Source organism: Onishia taeanensis, from assembly GCF_900100755.1.
In the GTDB taxonomy this organism is placed as follows: Bacteria; Pseudomonadota; Gammaproteobacteria; order Pseudomonadales; family Halomonadaceae; genus Onishia; species Onishia taeanensis.
In genome coordinates, this window is the sequence record NZ_FNCI01000005.1 from 140,194 (window position 1) to 158,976 (window position 18,783).

At 63.7% G+C, this 18,783-nt stretch carries 19 protein-coding genes; 12 read left to right on the forward strand and 7 right to left on the reverse strand.

Translation table 11 applies throughout. The features are described from left to right. Positions 1-19: 19 nt before the first annotated feature. The 5 genes from BLR71_RS09220 to ruvX all read left to right on the forward strand — a co-directional run bounded on the left by BLR71_RS09220 (position 20) and on the right by ruvX (position 3,842). A complete protein-coding gene (locus BLR71_RS09220; protein WP_092525331.1) occupies positions 20-784 on the forward strand; it encodes a CvfB family protein in 765 nt (254 codons plus the stop codon). A 134-nt stretch (positions 785-918) separates the two neighbouring features. After that, positions 919-1,914: a glutathione synthase gene (gene gshB / locus BLR71_RS09225; protein WP_092525443.1), complete on the forward strand. Its 996-nt coding sequence runs from the start codon at positions 919-921 to the stop codon at positions 1,912-1,914. A gap of 10 nt (positions 1,915-1,924) precedes the next feature. Next, positions 1,925-2,815: an energy transducer TonB gene (locus BLR71_RS09230; RefSeq protein ID WP_175491642.1), complete on the forward strand. Its 891-nt coding sequence runs from the start codon at positions 1,925-1,927 to the stop codon at positions 2,813-2,815. Between the two features lie 14 nt (positions 2,816-2,829). After that, positions 2,830-3,387 carry a YqgE/AlgH family protein gene (locus tag BLR71_RS09235; RefSeq protein WP_092525335.1) on the forward strand — a complete coding sequence of 186 codons (558 nt, stop codon included), beginning with the start codon at positions 2,830-2,832 and terminating at the stop codon, positions 3,385-3,387. Then, positions 3,387-3,842 carry a Holliday junction resolvase RuvX gene (gene ruvX, locus BLR71_RS09240; protein ID WP_092525337.1) on the forward strand — a complete coding sequence of 152 codons (456 nt, stop codon included), beginning with the start codon at positions 3,387-3,389 and terminating at the stop codon, positions 3,840-3,842. The genes BLR71_RS09235 and ruvX overlap by 1 nt, the downstream gene beginning before the upstream one ends. A 21-nt stretch (positions 3,843-3,863) precedes the next feature. Here the strand turns inward: ruvX and BLR71_RS09245 are convergent, their stop codons facing one another. Next, positions 3,864-4,328 (reverse strand): Lrp/AsnC family transcriptional regulator, encoded by a 465-nt coding sequence (locus tag BLR71_RS09245; protein WP_092525339.1) that lies wholly within the window; start codon positions 4,326-4,328, stop codon positions 3,864-3,866. A gap of 138 nt (positions 4,329-4,466) precedes the next feature. Between BLR71_RS09245 and BLR71_RS09250 the strand changes: the two genes are divergently transcribed. Further along, positions 4,467-5,510, forward strand: coding sequence for a zinc-dependent alcohol dehydrogenase family protein (locus BLR71_RS09250; RefSeq protein ID WP_092525341.1), 1,044 nt, complete (start codon positions 4,467-4,469; stop codon positions 5,508-5,510). A 41-nt stretch (positions 5,511-5,551) separates the two neighbouring features. Here the strand turns inward: BLR71_RS09250 and BLR71_RS09255 are convergent, their stop codons facing one another. Next, positions 5,552-6,601, reverse strand: a complete 1,050-nt coding sequence (locus tag BLR71_RS09255) for a homocysteine S-methyltransferase family protein (protein WP_092525343.1) — start codon at positions 6,599-6,601, stop codon at positions 5,552-5,554. A gap of 278 nt (positions 6,602-6,879) precedes the next feature. On the opposite strand from BLR71_RS09255, the gene BLR71_RS09260 reads away from it, so the two are divergent. Further along, the gene (locus BLR71_RS09260; RefSeq protein WP_092525345.1) at positions 6,880-8,544 is read left to right on the forward strand and encodes a bifunctional diguanylate cyclase/phosphodiesterase; all 1,665 of its coding nucleotides are present in this window, start codon (positions 6,880-6,882) and stop codon (positions 8,542-8,544) included. A 103-nt stretch (positions 8,545-8,647) separates the two neighbouring features. Here BLR71_RS09260 and BLR71_RS09265 read toward each other — a convergent pair whose 3' ends face one another. From BLR71_RS09265 to uraD, 3 genes are all read right to left on the reverse strand, one after another. Then, entirely contained in the window at positions 8,648-9,763 is a 1,116-nt protein-coding gene (locus BLR71_RS09265) for an aspartate carbamoyltransferase (RefSeq protein ID WP_340147966.1), read from the reverse strand. 50 nt (positions 9,764-9,813) lie between these two features. Next, positions 9,814-10,644, reverse strand: a complete 831-nt coding sequence (locus tag BLR71_RS09270; protein ID WP_092525349.1) for an IclR family transcriptional regulator — start codon at positions 10,642-10,644, stop codon at positions 9,814-9,816. Between the two features lie 137 nt (positions 10,645-10,781). Next, positions 10,782-11,333 (reverse strand): 2-oxo-4-hydroxy-4-carboxy-5-ureidoimidazoline decarboxylase, encoded by a 552-nt coding sequence (gene uraD / locus BLR71_RS09275; RefSeq protein ID WP_092525351.1) that lies wholly within the window; start codon positions 11,331-11,333, stop codon positions 10,782-10,784. 96 nt (positions 11,334-11,429) lie between these two features. On the opposite strand from uraD, the gene uraH reads away from it, so the two are divergent. The 3 genes from uraH (at position 11,430) to BLR71_RS09290 (ending at position 13,832) form a co-directional block, all read left to right on the forward strand. Beyond that, entirely contained in the window at positions 11,430-11,780 is a 351-nt protein-coding gene (gene uraH, locus BLR71_RS09280; protein WP_092525353.1) for a hydroxyisourate hydrolase, read from the forward strand. A 20-nt stretch (positions 11,781-11,800) separates the two neighbouring features. Next, entirely contained in the window at positions 11,801-13,009 is a 1,209-nt protein-coding gene (locus BLR71_RS09285; RefSeq protein WP_092525355.1) for a urate hydroxylase PuuD, read from the forward strand. Positions 13,010-13,082: 73 nt separating this feature from the next. Continuing rightward, positions 13,083-13,832, forward strand: a complete 750-nt coding sequence (locus BLR71_RS09290) for a GntR family transcriptional regulator (RefSeq protein WP_092525357.1) — start codon at positions 13,083-13,085, stop codon at positions 13,830-13,832. Positions 13,833-13,924: 92 nt separating this feature from the next. Here the strand turns inward: BLR71_RS09290 and BLR71_RS09295 are convergent, their stop codons facing one another. Together BLR71_RS09295 and BLR71_RS09300 are read right to left on the reverse strand one after the other, a co-directional pair. Next, positions 13,925-15,289 (reverse strand): NCS1 family transporter, encoded by a 1,365-nt coding sequence (locus tag BLR71_RS09295; protein WP_092525359.1) that lies wholly within the window; start codon positions 15,287-15,289, stop codon positions 13,925-13,927. Between the two features lie 149 nt (positions 15,290-15,438). Next, positions 15,439-16,185: an aspartate/glutamate racemase family protein gene (locus tag BLR71_RS09300; protein WP_092525361.1), complete on the reverse strand. Its 747-nt coding sequence runs from the start codon at positions 16,183-16,185 to the stop codon at positions 15,439-15,441. 435 nt (positions 16,186-16,620) lie between these two features. Between BLR71_RS09300 and puuE the strand changes: the two genes are divergently transcribed. Beyond that, the gene (gene puuE, locus BLR71_RS09305; protein ID WP_092525363.1) at positions 16,621-17,550 is read left to right on the forward strand and encodes an allantoinase PuuE; all 930 of its coding nucleotides are present in this window, start codon (positions 16,621-16,623) and stop codon (positions 17,548-17,550) included. A gap of 406 nt (positions 17,551-17,956) precedes the next feature. Continuing rightward, the gene (locus tag BLR71_RS09310; protein ID WP_092525365.1) at positions 17,957-18,772 is read left to right on the forward strand and encodes a transporter substrate-binding domain-containing protein; all 816 of its coding nucleotides are present in this window, start codon (positions 17,957-17,959) and stop codon (positions 18,770-18,772) included. Positions 18,773-18,783 lie beyond the last annotated feature (11 nt).

Sequence of the window (18,783 nt, forward strand, 5' to 3'; positions counted from 1 at the left end):
TAATTGCCAGGATATGCCCATGACCCGGTCTTCCAAGGATCGCCCCGACACCCGTGGTGCCCGCGCCTCACGCCCTGCCCCAGCTGCCGATGTGCCGCTGGCTGAGGTCGGCCAGGTGGCCTATCTGGAGGTGGTAGCGGTGAATAACACCGGTGCCTTCCTCGGCTGGGGGCGCCCCAAGGACCTGCTGCTGCCCTTCAACGAGCAGCCTTACCGCCCCGCGGTGGGCAAGCGCGTGCTGGTGATCATCTTCGAGGACGATCAGGGCCGCCCTACCGCTTCGATGCGCCTGGACGACTTTCTTCACGACAGCATCGACGATGCCCTGAAGGAAGGCGGCTTGAGCGAGGACGCGGCGAAGGCGATGGTGCCTGGCCGGGCAGTGACGCTAGTGATCGGCGATCGCACCGACCTGGGGCTCAAGGCGGTGGTCGAGGACCGTATCTGGGGCCTTCTGTATCACGACGAATTACCACGCCAGGTGCGGCGCGGCGAGCGGGTGACCGGCTACGTGAAGCAGCGGCGCGATGACGGCCGGCTCGATCTGTCGCTGATGCCGGCGGGCGTCGCCAAGCGCGACCTGGCCACCGACAAGGTGCTGGCGGCCCTCGATGAGGCCGGCGGTTTCCTTCCGCTGACCGACAAGAGTCCGGCGCCGGCGATCAAGGCACGGCTGGGCGTCAGCAAGAATGCCTTCAAGCAGGCCATCGGCGGCCTCTACAAGGCACGTCAGATCGTCCTCGAGGCCAATGGCATTCGCCGACGCGACGACGACCAGGGCTGATACGCAGCGGCCAACTGCCTGGTGCGTCGACCTTGGTGCCGGCCGCGTTGCTGCGGCATACTGCGGCCAACATGCCCCTTGCGGCATCCCCCTAGCCGAGAGCCGTCTTGATGAGCGAGCCGATTAACGAGCCCATGAACGAATCGAAGAATCCAGCACGGGGCGGTCGCGCCTTGAAGATCGGGGTGGTGATGGACCCTATCGCCGACATCACCTACAAAAAGGACACCACCATGGCCATGCTGTGGGCGGCCACCGCGCGCGGTGCCTCGCTTCACTACATGGAGCAGGAAGACCTCTACCTGCGCGATGGTCGCGCCCATGCCCGGCTTCGCGATCTCGAGGTCTTCCACGACCCCGAGGCCTGGTATCGCCTCGGTGAGCCGGTGGCCACGCCGCTTGCCGAGCTCGACGTGATCCTGATGCGCAAGGACCCGCCGGTGGACGGCAACTTCCTCAATGCCGTGCACCTGCTGGGCTTCGCCGAGCGCGAGGGCGTGCTGGTGGTCAACCCGACCCGCGCGTTGCTCGAGTGCAACGAGAAGCTCTTCGCCCAGCAATTTCCCCAGTGCTGCACGCCGACCCTGGTGTCCTGCAGCGAGCCGGTGCTGCGGGCTTTTCAGGCCGAGCATGGTGATGTCATCTTCAAACCGCTGGACGGCATGGGCGGCAGCGGCATCTTTCACGTGCTCCCGGACGGGCGCAATATCGGCGCCATCATCGAAACGCTTTCCGATCGCGGCCATCGCCAGATCATGGCCCAGCGCTATCTTCCCGAGATCAAGGACGGCGACACCCGTATCCTGCTGGTCGACGGCGAGCCGATTCCCTATGGCCTGGCTCGAGTGCCGATGGCCGGCGAAACCCGTGGCAATCTGGCCGCTGGCGGAAGCGGCGTCAGCCGCGAGCTGACCGCTCGCGATCACTGGCTGATCGAACAGGTGCAGCCGATGATTCGCGAGAAGGGCCTGTTGTTCGTCGGCCTCGACGTGATCGGCGATTACATCACCGAGATCAACGTGACCAGCCCCACCTGCGTGCGCGAGATCGACGACCAGCGTGGCACCGACATCGCCGGCACCCTGATGGATGCCATCGAGCGTCGCCTCGACGCCCAGCGGGCCGGCTAGCGCCTGCGCCATGGCTTGGTTCGGCGATGTCGTCAGCCTGCCCTTCGGCGTGGCGCCTGATGCTAGCCAGGTTCCGGTTACCCGGGGCTATCGGCATGTCATCGCCTGGGGAGTGGCGATCGTCCTGCACCTGATACTGCTCGCCCTGGTGGCGGGCGTGTCATTGCCCAAGGCGCCCGCGCCAGAATCGTCGCAAAGCCTCGATGTGGTGCTGGTCAGCCGCCCGGCAGCGACGCCGGAGCGAGCCACCGCCATCGCCGAGGCATCGCAGCAGGCGGCGAGCGCCGATACCCAGTCCGAACGCACTGCGGCGACGCCCTCCGAGGCGGCGCCCGACACGACGCCTGAGCCATCACCTGAGCCATCACCTGAGCCGACTTCAAAGGAGTCTAGGTCCGAGCAGGCCCCTGTCCAAGCTCCGACGCCTGAGTCATCGGGCGTCGCAGAACCGGTGAGCGAGCCCAAGACGTCGCCATCTCGATCTGCCCGCGAGTTGGCCGCCAGTGCCACCGCCTCGGTGCGCGAGCGGGATTTCACCATGAGTGCGCCTTCCACCGAACTGGCCGATCGCGAGCAGCAGGCGGCGAGGGAAGCCGCCGAGGCTCGCTATGTGGATGGCTGGACGCGCCGGGTGCAGGACTACGGCAATCGCTTCTACTCCGCGCCGTCGGACTTGGATGGTCAGTTGAAGGTGCGCGTGGTGATCGACCACCGTGGGCGGCTCCTGCAGGCAGAGGTGGTACAATCGTCGGGACATCCCGAACTCGACCAGGCGGCGCTGGATACCATTCGTGGTGCGGCGCCTTACCGGCCATTCGATTCTGGCATGGCCGGGCTCGACCGCCTGTCCATCAGCCGCATCTGGCGATTCGGCACCGGCAATGATTTCGGCGTGCGCTGACGCCCGGGAGGCCCATGCAAAGCTTGAAGCACCACTTTCTGCTGGCGATGCCCCACCTCGAAGATCCCAACTTCGCGGGCAGCCTGAGCTACCTGTGTGATCACGACGACAACGGCACCATGGGCGTGATCGTCAATCATCCCCTGGACATGAGTCTCGACGCCCTATTCGAGCAGTTGGATCTGGATGCCAGCGAGAGCCTGCATCGCAACGCTCCTGTCTACTACGGTGGGCCGGTCCATCAGGATCGCGGTTTCATCCTGCACCGCGGCTCCGCCAAGCCCTGGGATTCCAGCATTCAGGTCGATAACGACATCGCCCTGACCACCTCGATGGACATGCTCAAGGCGCTGGCGGAAGGCCGAGGCCCCGACGACTTCCTGATTTGCCTGGGCTGTAGCGGCTGGGAAGCCGGCCAGCTCGAGGACGAGTTGAAGGACAACGCCTGGCTGACCGTCGAGGGTGATAGCCGCATTCTCTTCGATACCCCGTCGGAGCAACGCCTGCACGCCGCCGCCGGCATTCTCGGCATTGATCTGAACCTGATGAGCCGCGAGGCGGGGCACTCCTGATGGCCAACCCAGGCGAACGGCTGATCCTGGCCTTCGACTTCGGCACCCGGCGCATCGGCGTGGCGGTCGGCAACGAGATGCTAAAGAGCGCCACGGCGCTGGAGCCGTTGCCGGCCCGCGACGGCATCCCCGACTGGACCCAGGTCTCGCGCTTGATCGAGGAGTGGCGCCCGGACCTCTTCGTGGTCGGCCTGCCGATCAACATGGATGGCAGCGAGTCCGAGATGAGCACCCGCGCCCGCAAGTTCGGCAACCGGCTGTACGGGCGCTACGGCAAACCCTGCGAGATGGTCGACGAGCGTGGCTCCACCCGCGAAGCCAAGACCCTGGCTCGTGAGGCTGGCCATCGCGGCAACTACCGGGAGGACAGCGTCGACGGCCTCGCCGCCGCGCTGATTCTCGAGGGCTGGTTCGCTCACGAGGAAGGCCTGCCCGGCGGTCGCACGAGCGGCTGAGGCGGGGCGCTCACTTAGGCCTTAGAACAGCGGCAGGCGGTTGGTCGACTTGACCTCACGCAGCGACAGGCTGGAGCGAATGTTGGTCACCCCGGGCAGCCGCCTCAGCACGTTCTCCACGAAGTGGCTGTAGTCGTCAAGGTCCCTAGCGACGATGATCAGCAGGAAGTCATCGTCGCCGGTGGTGTTATGGCAGGACAGAATGTTGGGGCTGGCGTCGACGATCTGTTCGAACTCATGCACCGACGCCGTATCGTGCGCCGAACAGTTCAGCTGTACGAAGGCCATTACCCCAAGCCCCAGCTGCTTGCGATCCAGATTGGCCTGATAGCCCGTGATCACCTTGGCTTCTTCTAGCCGCTTGAGTCGACGCCAGCAGGGCGTCTCGCTGAGCGATAGGCTCTCGGCCAGCTTGGCATTGGCCTTGCGGCCATCCTGCTGCAGCAGGTCCAGCAGGCGCAGGTTGGTGTTGTCGAGAAGACTCAAGAAAGCATCCTTCTATCCATGAGGTTTCAGGGAAAGATTATGCTATTTGAAGCGCATGTTAGGGGAAGAAAGCAATAACATTTCTGTCAACTTGGGTAGCCTGTTCCTCTCCATTCTCTGCTGTCGTGAGGCGCCGCCATGAAAGCCGTGGTCTTCGAGTCGTTCCAGGAAACTCCCCGCATCCAGACGGTGGCGGACCCGTCACCCGAGCCCCATGGGGTGGTGGTGCAAGTGGAGGCGTCCGGAGTGTGTCGCAGCGACTGGCATGCCTGGATGGGCCATGATGCCGACATCGTGCTGCCACACGTTCCCGGCCACGAGTTGGCCGGCATCGTCGTTGCCGCCGGCAAGGACGTGACTCGCTGGCAGCCGGGCGATCGCGTTACCGTTCCCTTCGTCAGCGGATGCGGCGCCTGCCTCGAGTGCCATGCGGGGCATCAGCAGGTCTGTCATCACCAGGCCCAGCCGGGGTTCACCCGCTGGGGCTCCTATGCCGAGTACACCCGCCTGCCCCAGGCCGATCTCAACCTGGTGGCCCTGCCCGACAGCATGGAATTTGCCACCGCTGCCGGGCTTGGCTGCCGTTTCGCCACGGCGTTTCGGGCCGTCGTCGACCAGGGGCGGGTATCGGGCGGCCAGTGGGTCTGTGTGTATGGCTGTGGCGGCGTCGGCCTGTCGGCGATCATGATCGCCCATGCCCTCGGCGCCCAGGTCGTCGCCGTGGATATCGACGACGACAAGCTGGCCCTGGCCGAGGCGCTTGGGGCGAGCGCGAGCGTCAATGCCAACGAGTGTTCGGATGTCGTCGACGCCGTGCGCGACCTGACCCGGGGCGGCGCCCATGTGTCGCTGGATGCCCTGGGCAGCCATACCACCTGCAGCAACTCGATCCTGAGCCTGCGCACCCGTGGCAAGCACGTGCAGGTGGGCCTGCTAGCGGGGGATCAGCATTCGCCAGCGCTGCCCATGCACAAGGTCATCGCGGACGAGTTGGAGATTCTGGGCAGTCATGGCATGCAGGCCCATCGCTATGGCGCCATGCTCGACATGGTGCGCTACGGTCGTCTAGCACCGTCGCGTTTGGTGGGGACGCGCATCGGCCTGGACGACGCGCCAAGCGCACTCATGAACATGGAGGCGTTCACCGGCGTCGGCGCGACGGTGATCACCTCGTTCCGCTAGGGAAGGCCGCGAGGCGTTGTCGGAAGGGCCAGTCGGCCTCGTCAGGCCTTTTCGCCCAGGGCGGCGATATGCTCCGGCAGGCGCTCATGGGTGCCGTACATGAAGTGGTTCTCCATGCGCTCCGCAAATTGGGCACCTTCCGGTTCACGTCCCACCGCCATGGCCACTTCGCGCACGTGCATCGGCGATGCCCCGCAGCATACGCCGAGGTAGTTGACCCCCTGGGCATGAACGTCGCGCGCAAAGGCGCCAAGCTCGTAACGGTTGCAGAACAGCGGGTCCAGCGCGGTCGGGAAGGCGCGTCCGTGGGGAGCGGGGCAGCTGCATCCATGATTGTCGGAGAGATTGAAGAAGGTCGGTTCCTGCTCGGTGGTGCGATAGGTCACCGGCAGTGCTGCCACATGGCAGGAAACGGCGTCGCGAATCTGCTGGATCCAAGGGCGCATGGTATCCGGCCCCCGGAAGCAGTTGAGGCCGACCACGCTGGCTCCCTGCTGCTCGAGGGAAACACAGGTTTCCACGATGCCGGGGCCATCGACCATGCGGTTCTCGGCCATCGGCGCCAAGGTGACCACGGCAGGTAGCCCCTGGGCCTTGATCGCTGCCAGGGCCGCTTGCGCTTCGCCGGCATAGTAGAAGGTTTCCGCGATGATGAAGTCGGCGCCTTCCTCGACGGCCCACTGCACCATCTCGTCGAACATGGCGCGCACGCTCTGCTGAGCGGCCGGATCTTCAGGGTCCCAGACGTTGCTGTTGGAAATGTTGCCGGCCATCAGGTTGCCGGGCTTTTCATCGGCCACCTTGCGAGCGATCTTCAGGGCAGCCCGGTTCAGCGGTTCCAGTAGGTCTTCCTTGCCGATCACCCGCATTTTTTCGCGGTGGCCGTTGTAGGTGAAGGCCTGAACGACATCCGATCCCGCATGCTGGAAATCGCGATGCAGCGCTTCCAGCGCGTCCGGGCGCAGCAGCGCCACTTCGGGCACGAACTCACCGGCGGAGAGATAACCGCGCCGCTCGAGCTCGAACAGAAAGCCTTCGGCACAGATAAGCGGGCCCTGGTCGAGTCGCTGGGTGATCAGGTCTTGGGTCATGGCGGGATGCCTCCGTGGCGTTATGCGTCTTCGATTGAGGCCGCATTTTGGCAGGCTCTTGGCCATTACCACCAATGAAGGATTTCCGCATGAAAATGAATGGAATTCACTTTCATGTCTGGCTTAAATAGCATGATGAATGCTCGCCAGACGCCTCTCTGCCCAGAAGGCGATGATGTCGATTGATTGATCGTGCACGCTCGGCTCGGCATAGTCGTAGTTAGAGGTATCAGCACGAGACATTGGTACCGCTTCACTAACAAAGGAAACATGACGCCGTGAGCCAACCGCAATGGTGGAATGAGGTCTTGTCGCTCTCCCAGTCTGTTTATCTGCGCATCTCGAGTGAGCGGATAATCACCGATGCCGTAGGCGACACTCGTTCGCTTTTGGGGCGTCATCCAGAAGCGCTGATTGGCCTGTCTCCGGGGGAGTTGAAGGACATTCGCACCCAGCTCGGCGTCGCCGTTTCGGAATGCCTGGCTAGGCGCGAGGTGCGGCCAGGTGCAACTTGGCGATTCGAGGATAGCGCCGGCAGCTATTACGGGCTCTCGGATGGCAGCATCGTCATCAAGCTGACGGCTTCGCTCCAATCCAATCAGGGCATTCTCGGGCGGCTCGCCGACCAGCTGCCTGTCATGGTGGCTTATATCGACCGCGAGGGTTGTTTCCGTTTCAATAACCAGGCCTATGTGGATTTCATCGGCATAAGCCAGGAAGCGCTTTTTGGTCAGCCGGTGTCGTCGGTCCTCGATGCCGAGTCCTACGCCAAGGTGTGGCCCCGCTTTCAACGGGCCTTCTCCGGTCAGGAAGTCAACTATGAGGACCGGATCTCGCTCTCGGACGGCCGTACTTGTTACTTCAAAGTCAATTACGTCCCCGACTTTCTGGAACAGGACGTGCTCGGTTTCTATGCGGTGATCCAAGATGTCACAGAAGACCGTGCCATGATCCAGCTATTGCGTGATATCCACAGCAGCGTGAATCGTACAGATATCAGCACCAGCGAGATCATCGATCGACTGCTTCGCGATGCGTTGGACACCCTCTCTCTGCAAATCGGCCTCGTCAGCCGCATCATCGATGATCAGTACATCGTCAAATGGGCTGCGTCAGACGACGGTATCTCGCCGGGGGATTCCTTCGCCCTGGGCGATACCTACTGTCGTTTGATGCTCGATACTCAGGATGTCTTGTACACCACTCAAGCGAGTCAGGATGCCCGCATCAGCGGTCATCCCTGTTATCAGCAATTTGGTCTCGAGGCCTACATCGGTACGCCGTTACGTTTGAATGGTGAGGTATGGGGAACGCTCAATTTCTCGAGCCCAAGCCCGCGTCAAGCGCCTTTCACCCAGGTGGAAGTCGAGTTGGTCAGGCTGATTGCCGATGCGGTGGAGCGTGTTATCACTAACGAAGCCGAGATCGAACAGGTCCGTCAGGAACTCGACCTGATGGCCGACAAGGCGTCCCGGGATTATTTGACGGGACTACCCAATCGCGCGTTCCTGGATCAGCATCTGGCGACATTGATCGCTCGGCAAGAGCGCTTCTCGCTTGCGGTGGTAGATATCGATCACTTCAAGCGAGTCAACGATACCCACGGCCATGACGTGGGGGATATCGCGATTCAGTGGTTGAGTAGCCGTATCTCGGAGTGTCTGCGCGATGGCGACATCGTGGCGCGAACCGGCGGTGAGGAGTTCGTCGTCGTGATGCGACAGGCAAGCCTGCCAGCCGCAGAGAACGTCATGGAGCGGGTGCGCCAATATATCAAGGCCGGCGCTGTCACCCTCCAGGACGACAGTGAACTGTCCATCACCATTAGTATCGGTCTTAGCGAGTATGCTCAGGGCGAGGCGTTCGCGGAGTTGTTCAAGCGCGCGGATACCGCGCTCTATGCCGCCAAGCGCGCAGGCCGCGATCAGGTCTGTACTGAGTAGCCGGCATGCGCTTGCCTAAACTTTCCTCTTCTACCTTCAGCATGCAAGGGCCCGTTCATTGAGCGGGCCCTTTCATGCTGAGAGGCCGAGTGCCTGTCGTGTATCAGCCGCGCAGGTCGTCGACGCCGACGGTATCGGGTACGAACCAGCGAACGTCGCGCAGGTCCTTCTCGATCAGGTGATCGACCTCGAGCAGGGTGGCGAAGATCGCCATGCGCACCGGTATGCCGTTATCGGTCTGGCGGAAGATGGCCAGGCGCGGGTCGCCGTTCAGGTCCACGTCCAGGTCGTTGGCTTCGGGGCGGCTGTCGCGGGGTAGCGGATGCATGACGATGGTGTCGCGATTGTAGTAGCGGTCCATGAAGGCGCGGTCGACGGTGAAGTCGCGGGTCAGACCGCCGAAGCTTTCGCTCATCTCGGCGGTGAAGCGTTCCTTCTGGATGCGGGTGGTGTAGACCACGTCCAGGTCGCTGAAGTCGCTGGCCAGGCTTTCGCGGGTCTCGATCCGGTGGCCGCGGTTGCTGACCAGGTCGATCAGGTGGCTGGGCATCTCGAGCCCCGGCGGCGCCACCAGGGTGATACGCATCGGCTCGTACAGCGACAGCAGCTTGATCAGCGAGTGAACGGTGCGCCCGTATTTCAGGTCGCCGGTCAGCAGGATATGGGCGCCGGCAAGCGACTTGCCGAGCCGGGTGAATTCCTTGTCGATGGTATAGAGATCGAGCAGCGCCTGGCTGGGGTGCTCGCCGGGGCCGTCGCCGCCGTTAATCACCGGTACGTTGGTGGCGCGGGCGAACTCGGCCACTGCGCCCTGCTCGGGGTGGCGCAGCACGATGGCGTCGCAGTAGCCGCTCATCACCCGGCTGGTGTCGTAGAGCGACTCGCCCTTGGCCATCGACGAGAAGGTAAAGCCGGTGGTATCGCAGACGCTGCCTCCGAGTCGGCTGAAGGCGGCGTGGAAGCTGACGCGGGTGCGGGTACTGGCCTCGAAGAACAGGTTGCCGAGCACGGCCCCTTCCAGCACGCGGGTGACCTTGCGGCGTTGGGCGATCGGCTCCATCAGCGCGGAGACGCGCATCAGGTGATCGACATCGTCGCGTGACAGGGAATCGACGGAGAGCAGGTGGGAACTCATCGCGGGCCTCGGCTGACTGGATACGGTGGGCGCTAGTGTACTCTGGGTGGCGCCATGCTTCAGCCTCGGCGCATCGCCGCTCAGTCGTCTAAGCCCTGGCGGCTAATTCCTGTCTGTCTGTTTGGCTGGTCTGCTCAGGCCTGGGCATCGGGTCGCCGACCGCCCAGCAGGGCGGTGATCTCGTCGGCCGCTTCACGCACCAGCTGGCCAAGCTCATTGAGGCGCGCCTCGGGGATGCGGGCCATCGGGCCGGAGACCGAGATCGCCGCCAGCGGCCGACCGTGCTCATCGTGAATGGCAGCGGCCACGCAGTGTAGGCCAATGGCGTGCTCCTCGCGGTCGCAGGCATAGCCCGCACGACGAATCTCGGCCATGGCGGCCTCGAGGGCGGCGGAGCTATCCAGGCTATTGGGGGTAACACGCGCTAGTCCGTGGGCCTCGCGAATGCGCGCCACCTCGGATTCGGGCAGCCAAGCCAGCAGGGCCTTGCCGACGCCGGAGGCGTGCATCGGGGCGCGTGAGCCGAGTCGCGTGATCATGCGCATCATCTGCGGCGACTCGGTCTGGGCCAGGAAGACCGCCTGGCCGCTGTCCTCGATGCCGAGGTTGGCGGACTCGCCGCTGGCGTCGGTCAGCCGACGCAGAAAGGGCCGGGCGGTGGCGACCAGGTCGCGGGCCTCGAGAAAGGCATTGCCGATGCGAAACGTCTTGACGTCGATGCGCCAGCGGCCGAGCTCCGCCTCCTGGGTGATGAAGCCCTGACCGTTCAGGGCCTGCAGCAGCCGGTGCGTGGTGGAAGGGGCGAGCTCCATGCGCGCGGCGATGTCCGAAAGCGCGAGCCCTTGGGGCTCAGCGGCCAGCACCTCGAGAATGTTCAACCCGCGCACCAGCGATTGGCTATGGCCGCCGCCGCTCTTGCCCGTGCCGGCGGGGCGTCCCACCGTCTTGCGTTTGCCGTCTGTCACGCCGTGCTCCTCATGGCCTGCCTAGTCGGTTCACAGGATACCGCCTCGGCGGTGGGCTGTCGTGAAAACGGAAAGGCCTTCCACCTTTTCACTAGGCCCTTCTCGCTGGCCTCTTTTCACTGGGACAGGGCCGGTCGCTACTGCGCGTACTCGGCGACGCGGGATTCGAGCCGCAGTCGTGCGATGCGGTGGATCTGGTCGATGGCGGTGCGGCGCTCCTCTTCCGGGCTGTTGTCGAGCCGGTCCTCGAAGGCGGCGAGAATGGCATGGCGATCCTTGCCCTTGACTGCGATCACGAAGGGAAAGGCGAAGCGCGCCTGATAGGCCTCATTGAGGCGGGTAAAGCGTGCAAGCTCCTCGGGCGTGCACTGATCCAGCCCGGCACCGGCCTGTTCCTTGAGCGAATCGTCGGTGAGGGCGCCGGCCAGCGCCGCCTTACCGGCAAGGTCCGGGTGGGCGCGAATCACTTCGAGCTGGCGGTCTTCATCCGCCGCATCGAGCACGGCGGCGAGCCGCGTGGCGAGGCCATCGAGGTTGTCCGCCTCCGGGCCGAGCCCGAGGTCCCAGGCGGCCTCAGCGATCCAGGGCGAAGACTCGTAGAGATCGCCGAAGCGGGCGATAAAGGCCGCGCGGTCGAGGCGGCTAGGGCGAAGCTGCAGTGGCAGGGGAGCGGAGGAACGATCGGCCATGGCGACTCCTTTGCGCGGCGGCGGCAGATATGCGATACAGTAACTGTATACAATAATCAGGGGCGAAACACGTCCCGACAACCCACAGGAGGTCTCATGGGGTATCTGACAACCCATGTGCTCGATACCGCTCGCGGACGCCCGGGCCATGGCATCCGACTCGAACTCTATCGCCTCGACGGCGAGTCCCGCACCCGCCTCACCGAGGCCGTGACCAATGCCGATGGCCGCTGCGATGCGCCGCTGCTGGAGGGCGATGCCTTCACCGAGGGCGAATACGAGTTGCTCTTTCATGCCGGTGATTATCTTGGCGCGCAGGGCGAACCGGCGTCGGGTGTCTTCCTCGAGCGGGTTCCGCTGCGCTTTCGGGTCGCCAGTGCCGATGAGCACTACCACGTGCCGCTGCTGCTCTCGCCCTACGGCTATACCACCTATCGCGGTAGCTAAGCCAGCTTCGAGGAATGCTCATGGACTATCTTCATGACTGGGCCAACCTGCTGCTGCGCTGGGGCCATTTGATCGTTGGCGTGGCCTGGATCGGCGCCTCTTTCTACTTCAACTGGCTCGAGAACCATCTCGAGCGCCAGAATGCCTCTCTGGGCGACGGCGTAGCCGGCGAGCTATGGGCGATCCACGGCGGCGGTTTTTACCACTTGCAGAAGTACGAGCTGGCGCCACCTCGCCTGCCTGATCCGCTGCACTGGTTCAAATGGGAAGCCTACACGACCTTCCTGACCGGTTTTGCCCTGCTGTGGGTGGTCTACTACCTGAAAGCGGATACCATGCTGCTGCCGCCGGGCTCGGCACTGGCTCCCTGGCAGGGCGTGCTGGTGGGGTTGGTGGTGATATTCGGCACCTGGTTCGTCTATGACGGCCTGTGCCGAAGCCCTTTGGGGCGCCGCCCGGCCTGGCTGGCGCTGATCGGCTTTGCGCTGCTGATCGGGCTGACCTGGGCGCTGATGCAGGTCTTCAGCGGCCGCGCGGCCTATATCCATGTCGGGGCGGCAATCGGCACCTGCATGGTGGCCAACGTCTTCCGGGTGATCATACCCGGCCAGAAGGCGCTGGTGACGGCGATGAAGACCAGCGCCGAGCGGGACCCCGCCCACGGTCGCCATGCCCTGCTGCGCTCGCGGCACAACAACTACCTGACCTTGCCGGTGCTGTTCCTGATGATCAGCAACCACTATCCCATGACCTACGCCTCCGAGTGGGGGTGGCTGGTGCTGGCGGGGCTGATGGCGTTCAGCGTGTTGGTGCGTCACTACTTCAACATCCGCCATCTGGCGGGGCGCAAAGTGTGGGTGCTGCCCGCCGCCGGCCTGGTGCTAGTGACGCTGATGGCGGCGATGGTGCCCAAGCCGGCCCCGTCGTCTGTTGCCACCGAGACCGCCGAGAGCACTGCGAACGCTGCCCCCGAGATCGCCTTCAGCGAGGTGTCGGCGATCATCGAGGAGCGCTGCGCGGGCTGCCACGCCGTCGTGCCGACCTTCGGGGGCTTCGCCGCGGCACCGGCCGGCGTGCAGCTGGACACCGATGAGCAGATTCGCCGCCACCTGGCGGACATTCAGCGCGTCGCCGTCACCACCCACTATATGCCGCTTGGCAACGTGACCGGCATGACCGACGACGAGCGGGCGACCCTTGGCGCCTTTATCGAGCACGCGGCTCACTGATGAGCGGCTCACCTCGGCAAATCGTATACAATGGGCGCTCTAGCAAGGGCAGCCTGCAGCGAGGAGTGAGGTCATGAACCAGCGCCAACGATGGCCCGAGGGCAAGGAAGGAACGGCCCCGAAGGCCGCGACGCGCCGGGGCAAGGATGGCGATGGGGCGGAGCGCCACGAGGTCATCTACCAGTCGATCAGCGACGCCATCATCGAGCATCGCCTGAAGCCGGGAGCCCGGCTTAGAGAAGATGCCCTGGCCGATGTCTTCGACATCAGCCGTACCGGTATCCGCAAGATTCTGCAGCGTCTCGCCCTCGAGGAACTGGTGACACTGACGCCGCGCCGTGGGGCCAGTGTCACGCGGCCCTCCGCCGATGAGGCGAAAGACGTCTTCGATGCCCGGCAGATGATCGAGTGTGGCCTGATCCCAGAAATCACCCGGCGCATCACCCGCGAGGATATCCAGACGCTGCGTGACATGGCGACCCAGGAACGCGAGGCGCTGCGGGCCGGGGAACAGAGTACGGCCATCAAGCTCTCGGCGGCCTTCCATGGCCACCTGGCGCACCTGTCAGGAAACGCCACCCTGGCGGCTTTCGTGGAACGCCTGTGCTCACGCTCCTCGCTGATTCTTGCCGTCTATGGCAACCCGGGTCATCTGGGCTGCGAGTCCCATGATCACGAGGATCTGGTGAGCTATCTGGAAAAGGGGAACGGCGAACGCGCCCAGGCCTTCATGGGGCGCCACCTCAAGGCCATCGAGGCCTCGCTCTCCATCCATAGCGAAGAAGATGAGGCCCCGGATCTCTATACGATATTTTCGCGCTGAAAGGCGGCCTGCTGAGGCCGTTATCAATATGAATCAATCTAAAAAGCCCACGCCGAAGCGAGGGCTTTTTTGTGGCAGGGTAAGGCGGCCGATCAGCTGCAGAAGCGCTGGCACCGAGACCAGTACTTCATCAGCAGGAAGTAGGTAAGCCCGGCCGGAAGCAGGCTGGCGTACCAGGAGACGGTGGAGACACTGAAGGCCGCGATCACACCCACCAGGGTGGCGATCAGCGCTCCGTGGTTCACGCCGCGGTAGGGGCCGTTCTCGTCGTACAGCTTGCCGAGGTCCAGAGTGCGGCGGCGGATCAGGTAGTAGTCGACCACCAGGATGGCGAAGATAGGACCGAGGAAGGCGGAGTAGGTCTGCACGAAGACCTGCAGGCCGGCGGCGGACTCATCCTTGACCAGCTCCCAGGGGAAGGTGGCAAAGGCCAGCAGGCCGACGATCACCGTGGCCGTGCGGTATTTCAGCTTGAAGGTATCCATCAGCACATAGGTCGGCGGCACCACGTTGTTGAGCACGTTGGTGGTGACCTGGGCGAAGGCGATGAACAGCAGGGTGGTCATCAAAAGCGGCGTGTTGTCGACCGCATTGGCGAATACCTTGATGGGATCGGCGACGCCGGTGGCTTCGGAGACCATATAGCCGATCAGGCCCATGAACAGAGTGCAGGGCAGGATCGACATGGCGTAGAGGGTGGTCAGAAGCCCCGGGCCGCTGCCCTCCTTGTGCTCGCGGGAATAGTCGCTGACGTTGAGCATCATGGTGCTGTAGATGCCCAGGAACAGCATGGTGGCGCCCCAGAAGGGCATGCCCCAGGAACCCTCCATGGTCAGCATGCTGGCCGAGAGCTCGTCGCCGTAGCGCTGCACGGTGCTGTAGAACATGTAGACCAGCGAGGCCAGGATGAAGGCGCTGCCGATATTCTCCAGCCACTTGATGCCCTGAAAGCCCGTCACCGACAGGGCGATCTGCAGGAACTGGAAGGCGATGAAGTAGAAGATCAGGTTGTCGAAGCCGAACAGGGTCGCCGAGACCATGTTCAGGGCGCCGGCGCCGATCCAGCTCTGGAAGCCGTACCAGACGATGGCGGGTACGGCGCGTACAAGCCCCGGCAGCCGGGTGCCGCTGAAGCCGAAGGCGCTGCGCGCCTGGACCATGAAGGGAATGCCGTACTTGTAGCCGGCGGCGCCGTTCAGGGCAAGCGCGATACCGATCACGAAGCAGCCGATGGCGATGGCCAGCGTCGCCTGGAGCAGGTTCAGGGTGCCGACCACGCTGGAGCCCATGGTGAAGGTGCCGATCGACACGCAGCCGCCAAACCAGGCCAGCAGGTAGGAGGTGCGCCCCATGATGCGGGTCTTCTGTGGGGCTAGCGATTCCTCGCCGGCGGCCTTGGTGGCCGTATCGTTTAGCCCGGCCGATAGGGTCTGGGCCGGGTTGGGGTCATGACTCATGCTGTCGTCCTCGCAAGAAGGGGGTCTCTGTTGTTGTTGTCCCGGCGGTGAACCGGGCGGACTCTTGCGGCGTGCTATTTAGCGTTTTTTATATGTTTTATGTACTGCATCAGTGCGTTAGGGCACTGCGGCTATCTCGGTCGCGGGTCTCAGGTCCGCGGGGGCATGTGAGACAGATGCTCGAAGCGTCCGGTGAAGGCCTTGGGTCGCGGAAAGGCCAGGTCGCCTACCTTGCTGGTGCCCAGGCCCAGCCCCACCAGGGCCTCGCTGAGCTTGACCGCAGCGGTCACGCCCTCGGCCACCGGCAGGCCGACGGCGTCGCTGATCTCCCCGGTCAGGTCGGCCATGCCCCCGCAGCCCAAGACGATGGCGCCGATGCCGTCTTCGTCGCGGGCGCGCCGACACTCCTCGATGATGCGAGTGAGCGCCGCCTCGCCGTCATCCTCCAGGTCCAGTACCGGAATCTCGGCCGCCCGCACGCGGCGACAGTGATGACGAAAGCCATACTGGTCGAGCAGGTGCTCGGCGATGATGCCGGTGCGGCCCAGAGTAGTGACGATGGAGAAGCGGGTGCTGATCAGCGAGGCCATGTGGAAGGCCGCCTCGGCGATGCCGATGACCGGGGCTCGGGTCAGCTCGCGGGCGGCCAGCAGCCCTGGGTCGCCGAAGCAGGCGATGATGTAGGCATCCGCGCCCTCGCGCTCGCCGGCCATCACCTCTTCGAGCATGCCGACGGCGCTGATGGCTTCATCGAAGTGACTCTCGATGGACACCGGACCGCTCTTGGGGGTCGTGGCCACGATCTCGGTGCCCGGCGCCGCGATACGCGAGGCTGCCTCGCCGATGGTCGTGGTCATGCTGGCGGTGGTGTTGGGATTGATGACGCGAATGCGCATCCTGGAGTGACTCCTGAGTGAACGGGGCTCGACGGAGCAGCAGGGCAGCGAGGCCAAGCGTACTAGCGACAAATCGAGGTTTTTGTATACAAAAAAACTAGGCGAGATTGTTCTGGAACGCAAGCGGGATGGCCTCGCCAACGTCTGTTGCAGGTGCAGTTTGAGTGCCGATAAGCCCAATTTTTTCCCAATATGGCAATGGTTTGGCGTTTATAATCGGCTATTGGTCGGGTGGTTTTTTTCGTATACAGAGGCTTAGGCAGTCGGCGACCGCGAAACAGGATGTCCACCTCAGCGCATCATGGGGCAGGCTTGCACAATGAATGGATACAATTCATTTTATTATTGTATTCATGGAGCCTCGCGCCGCCGGTACAAGCGCCGGCATTGGACACCGGGCACTAGCGCGAGCATTAGAACAACAGGAATCCCGCGATGAACTCTCCCGCGCATGACGGCTATCCCCGCGACTTGATCGGCTACGGCCGCACGCCGCCTCAGGCCAACTGGCCCGGGCAGGCCCGCATCGCCGTGCAGTTCGTGCTCAATTACGAAGAGGGCGCCGAGAACTGCGTGCTGCACGGCGATAGCCACTCCGAGCAGTTTCTCTCCGAGATCGCCGGCGCCGAGGCCTACCCTGACCGCCACCTGAGCATGGAGTCGATCTATGAGTATGGCTCTCGGGCCGGCGTGTGGCGGGTGCTTAAGGAGTTCGAGCGCCGCGGCCTGCCGCTGACGGTATTCGGCGTCGCCATGGCGTTGCAGCGCCACCCCGAGGTGGCCCATGCCTTCAAGGAGCTCGGCCATGAAGTGGCCTGCCACGGCTATCGCTGGATTCACTATCAGAACGTGCCGGAAGCGGTGGAGCGCGACCACCTCGAGCGAGCGCTGGCGATCTTCGAGTCGCTCTACGGTGAGCCGCCATTGGGCTGGTACACTGGCCGTGACAGCCCCAATACTCGGCGCCTGTTGCTCGATCAGGGCGGCTTCCTCTACGACAGCGACTACTACGGTGACGATCTGCCGTTCTGGACCGACGCCGAGGACAGCCAGGGGCATTCGCATCGTCATCTGATCGTGCCTTACACCCTGGACACCAACGACATGCGCTTCGCCTCGCCGACCGGCTTCGACCACGGCGAGCCGTTCTTCCAGTACTTGCGGGATTCCTTCGACGTGCTCTACGCCGAAGGAGCGGAGGCACCGAAGATGCTCTCGATCGGCCTGCACTGCCGGCTGATCGGGCGCCCCGGGCGGTTCCGTGCGCTGCAGCGTTTCCTCGACCATATCGAGGCCCATGACCGGGTGTGGATAACCCGGCGTGTGGATATCGCACGCCACTGGCAGGCCGAGCATCCGGCCTGAGCGGCCCTTAGATTGAGGCGGTGAGGATTGGCCGTGATTCGTTGCGGTCTATCCAAAGGCTTGTCGCGGGGCTTGTTGGTGATAGGGCTTGTTGGTGATAGGGCTTAGTGGTGATGGAGCTCGCCGTCATGGGCCCATCGCCCATGTGCCCCCATTGTGTGCCCCGATGGCGCACAAGGCCCGTTGCACGCACTCAATGCGTGCGTTTTAGCATTTCAAGTGAGCCCTGCAGTGAGCGTGCTGCGGCTGTGAATATTGGCTAATCCCCTGAATTGACGCCAATAGAACAAAGATTGGCGTCGTGTTTGCAGAGCTAAAGGTGAAACGAAGGTTTCTTATGGCTAATAGAAGTCGCCAATCGTTTCTCCCTATGAACAACAACACCGAGCTCATCAGGAGATGTGTCATGTTTGCTTTCACCAAGCATCGATTCTACCGCCAGGCCCTACTGGCGCTCTGCTGTACCGTCGTTACCGGCCTGGCCGCCGTCTCGGCGCAGGCCAGCGACCTGGCCACCATCGAGGAGCGCGGGACGCTGCGCGTCGCTGTCCCGCAGGATTTCCCGCCGTTCGGCTCGGTGGGTACTGACCTTCAGCCGCAGGGCTATGACATCGACATGGCGCACTACCTGGCCGACCAGATGGAGGTGGACCTGGAACTGGTGGCCGTGACCAGCGCCAACCGTATTCCGTTCCTGCAAACCGACAAGGTCGACCTGGTGATCTCGAGCCTGGGCAAGAATCCCGAGCGTGCCGCGGTGATCGACTTTACCGACGCCTATGCGCCCTTCTTCCTGGGGGTCTTCGGCACGCCTGAGGCGGCAATGATCGACGACGCGGACGGGCTGTCCGGCAAGACCATCGGCGTGACCCGCGGCTCGGTCGAGGACATGGAGCTGTCCGAGCTGGCGCCGAGCGATACCACCGTCCAGCGTTTCGAGGACAACGCGACGACCATCTCCGCGTTTCTCTCCGGCCAGGTCGACTACATCGCTACCGGTAACGTGGTGGCGGCACAGATCGCCGAGCGCAATGCCGAACGGGCGCCGACCATGGTGTTCCGGATCAAGAATTCGCCCTGCTACATCGGCCTGAGCCAGGGCAATACGGCGCTCAAGGACAAGGTCAACGCGCTGATCGAGCAGGCCAAGCAGGATGGCAGCCTGGAAGCGATGTCGCAGAAGTGGTTCCACACCGCCTTGCCTGACGACCTGTCCAACTGAGCGGGTGACCG